5 protein-coding genes are annotated in these 3,399 nt (G+C 75.6%); 4 read left to right on the top strand and 1 reads right to left on the bottom strand.

Annotated features, from left to right (window positions below; all coding sequences use genetic code 11):
- On the top strand, positions 1–1,211 hold a 1,211-nt coding region (locus ACYVJ4_RS06270; RefSeq protein ID WP_460459255.1), incomplete at its 5' end, for a leucyl aminopeptidase family protein.
- 47 nt (positions 1,212–1,258) lie between these two features.
- Positions 1,259–1,606, top strand: a complete 348-nt coding sequence (locus ACYVJ4_RS06265) for a hypothetical protein (RefSeq protein WP_460459254.1) — start codon at positions 1,259–1,261, stop codon at positions 1,604–1,606.
- Positions 1,607–1,637: 31 nt separating this feature from the next.
- On the opposite strand, the gene ACYVJ4_RS06260 is transcribed toward ACYVJ4_RS06265, so the two are convergent.
- On the bottom strand, positions 1,638–2,306 hold the full coding sequence (locus tag ACYVJ4_RS06260; RefSeq protein ID WP_460459253.1) for an O-methyltransferase: 669 nt from the start codon (positions 2,304–2,306) through the stop codon (positions 1,638–1,640).
- A gap of 138 nt (positions 2,307–2,444) precedes the next feature.
- On the opposite strand from ACYVJ4_RS06260, the gene sigE reads away from it, so the two are divergent.
- On the top strand, positions 2,445–3,035 hold the full coding sequence (sigE, locus tag ACYVJ4_RS06255; protein WP_460459252.1) for an RNA polymerase sigma factor SigE: 591 nt from the start codon (positions 2,445–2,447) through the stop codon (positions 3,033–3,035).
- A partial coding sequence (locus tag ACYVJ4_RS06250; protein ID WP_460459251.1) for an anti-sigma factor occupies positions 3,032–3,399 on the top strand: 368 nt, incomplete at its 3' end. The genes sigE and ACYVJ4_RS06250, both read left to right, overlap by 4 nt.

The following is a 3,399-nucleotide window of genomic DNA, read 5'->3' as shown; positions in this document are numbered from 1 at the left end:
CCTCGGTGCGGCTGGCGGCGGCCGCCCTGGCCCGCGCGCACCGCGGCGCCGACCGGCTCGTGACCACCCTGGGCAGCGGCTCGGCCGGCGCCACGCGCGCGATGGTCGAGGGCTTCGTCCTCGGCTCGTACTCCCCGCCCCGATCGGGCGTGAACGACGGACCGCGGCCGCCCGTGCGCCGGGTCGACGTCGTGGGCCGCGTCCAGCCGGACGACGTCGCCCGCGGCCTGCTGGTCGCCGAGGCGACGGTGCTGGCGCGCGACCTGGCCAACACGCCGTCGTCCACCAAGAGCCCGGCCTGGATGGCCGGCCGGGCGCGGCGCGCGGCGGCCGAGGTCGGGCTGACCTGCCGGGTGCGCGACCACAAGGAGCTCGCGGCCGAGGGGTTCGGCGGCCACGTCGCGGTCGGCGGTGGCGCGGCGCGGCCGCCGCGGCTGGTCGAGGTGTCGTACGAGCCGCCGGGCGCCGGGCCGGGGACGCCGCACGTCGTCCTGGTCGGCAAGGGCATCACGTTCGACACCGGCGGCGTCTCGCTCAAGCCGCGCGAGGCCATGATCGGCATGAAGACCGACATGACCGGCGCCGGCGTGGTGCTCGCGGTGCTGCGGGCCTGCGCGCGCGGCGAGGTGAAGGTGCGGGTCACCGGCCTGCTGGCGCTCGCCGAGAACGCCCTGGGCGCCGGCTCGTACCGGCCGGGGGACGTGGTGCGGCAGTACGGCGGTCGCACGGTGGAGGTGCGCAACACCGACGCCGAGGGGCGGCTGGTGCTCGCCGACGCGCTGGCCTACGCCGACGCCGACCTCGACCCCGACGTCCTGGTCGACATCGCGACGCTCACGGGTGCGGCGACGCGCGGGCTGGGCAAGCTGCACGCCGCGATGTACACCTCCGACGACCGCCTGGCCGCGGCGCTGGAGGGCGCGGCCGAGGCGAGCGGCGAGCTGGTCTGGCGGATGCCGCTGGCCGAGGACTACCGCAGCGCCATCGCGTCCGACGTCGCCGACGTCTGCCAGATCGCCTCGGTCAAAGGCGTCGGCGCGGGCTCGATCGTCGCGGCGCTGTTCCTGCGCGAGTTCGTGGGGACGCGGCGCTGGGTGCACCTCGACATCGCCGGGCCGGGCCGCAGCGACCGCGACGCCGGGCTGCTGCAGCGCGGCGGCACCGGCTTCGGCGCGCGGCTGCTGCTGCGCTGGCTCGAGACGCTGCGCTGACGCGCGGGTCGGTGGACGGGGTGGACGGACGACGGGAGGAGCTCGCGATGCACGGACTCACGGTGCGATGGTCGTTGGCCGAGGCGCCGGACGGCACGGCGCAGGCGCTGCGCGACTACGTGACCGGCACCTCGCTGGCGCGGTTCAGCGGCATGGAGGGCCTCGCCTTCAAGACCTGGCGGATGCGCGAGGGCGAGTGGTTCGAGGGCACGTACGTGTGGGCGACGGCCGCGGCTCGCGACGAGTTCGCCACGACCTTCGCGGCGACCGGTGCCGACAACCCGGGGTCGCAGATCATCGGCAGCGCGCCGGTGGTGGTCGAGCCGTTCGAGGTGGTCGCCGTCGCCGAGGGCGGCTCGGGCTTCACCCCCGGCCCCGGACCCGGCACCCCCTAGGTCTTTCCCCACCGGCCGGAGGGAGGGAAGGTCAGCGCAGAACGGCGAGCAGGAGGCCGTCGCCGGTGGGCAGCAGCGCGGGCACCAGGCGCTCGTCGTCGCGCACCTTCTTGCCGAGCTCGCGGATCGCCGTGGTGGTCTCGTCGCGCTGCGCCGGGTCGGCCACCTTGTCGTGCCACAGCGCGTTGTCGAAGGCCACCACGCCGCCGGGACGCAGCAGCCGCAGCGCCTGCTCGAGGTAGTCCTCGTACTCGGGCTTGGCCGCGTCGCACAGCACCAGGTCGTACGCGCCGTCGGTCAGCCGGGGCAGGACGTCGAGCGCCCGGCCGGTGATGACGCGGGTGCGGTTCGAGGCGATGCCCGCCTCGCCGAACGCCTGCCGCGCCGCGCGCTGGTGCTCGGGCTCGACGTCGATCGTGGTCAGGACGCCGTCGGCCGGCATGCCCTGCAGCAGCCACAGCGCCGAGACGCCCGCGCCGGTGCCGATCTCGACGACCGAGCGCGCCGGAAGGGTCGCGGCCACGAACCGCAGCGCCGCGCCGACTCCCGGGAGCACCGGCACGCAGCCCAGCTCCTCGGCCCGCCCGCGCGCACGTTCGAACACCTCGTCCTCGGTGACGAAGGCCTCGGTGTAGGCCCACGTGGCCGGCTTCTGACCGCTGATGACGACCTCCTGGGACGGCGGGTTGACGGGCCTCACCCTAGTGCCGCCGAGGTGCCGGGAACGTCTGGGCCGCTCCGGACGTCCTACCCCGTGACGAGCCCGGTGAGGACGAGAGGAGCAGGTCGAGGGATCATGGTGGGGACGCTGCACGTCGCACGCTCCGGAGGTGACGCCATGGGTGACGCCGCGGACGGCCGTGCCTACGCGTCCTTCGACGCCTCCGGCTCGCCCGAGCCATGGACGCCGCCCTCCTGGGAGGACGTCGTCACGCAGCACTCGGCGCGCGTCTACCGCCTGGCCTACCGCCTCACCGGCAACCAGCACGACGCCGAGGACCTCACCCAGGAGGTCTTCGTCCGGGTCTTCCGCAGCCTGTCGTCGTACACGCCCGGCACGTTCGAGGGCTGGCTGCACCGCATCACCACCAACCTCTTCCTGGACGGCGTCCGGCGCAAGAAGCGCATCCGGTTCGACGCGCTCGCCGAGGACGCGCACGAGAAGCTCCCGGGCCGAGAGGCCGACCCGTCCGACGTCTACGACGACACGCACCTGGACGACGACGTGCAGGCCGCGCTCGACGCGCTCGCGCCGCAGTTCCGGGCCGCCGTCGTGCTGTGCGACATCGAGGGCCTGTCCTACGAGGAGGTCGCGGTGACGCTGGGCGTCAAGCTCGGCACGGTGCGCTCGCGCATCCACCGCGGCCGCGCCCAGCTGCGCGAGGCGCTCGCGCACCGCCGCCGTCCGGTGCGGGAGGTGGGCGCGTGAACGACCGTCCCGCCGTCACCCCCTGCCTCGGCGACCGCGTGTCGGCCCTCGCCGACGGCTCGCTGCGCGACGACGTCCGCGACCGGGCGCTCGCGCACACCCTGACCTGCACCGCCTGCCGTGACGCGCTGGACGTCGAGCGGCTCACGCTCGCCCGGCTGCGCTCGCTGCCCGCGCCCCAGCCGTCGGCGCGGTTGATGGCCGAGCTCTTCGCGCTGGGCGAGACCGGTGGTCCCGTGCCGCCGCGCCGCGGTCCCGGCCCGGGCATGCCGCGTCCCTCCTTCGTCTCGCTCGCGCCGCCGCCGGCGTCCGGCTCGGTGCGCCCCGGGCGCACGCAGCCGGCCACCCACCCCGGCACGCGGCG

Source organism: Angustibacter peucedani (assembly GCF_054779595.1).
This window is presented reverse-complemented; position numbering and strand designations above follow the sequence as displayed.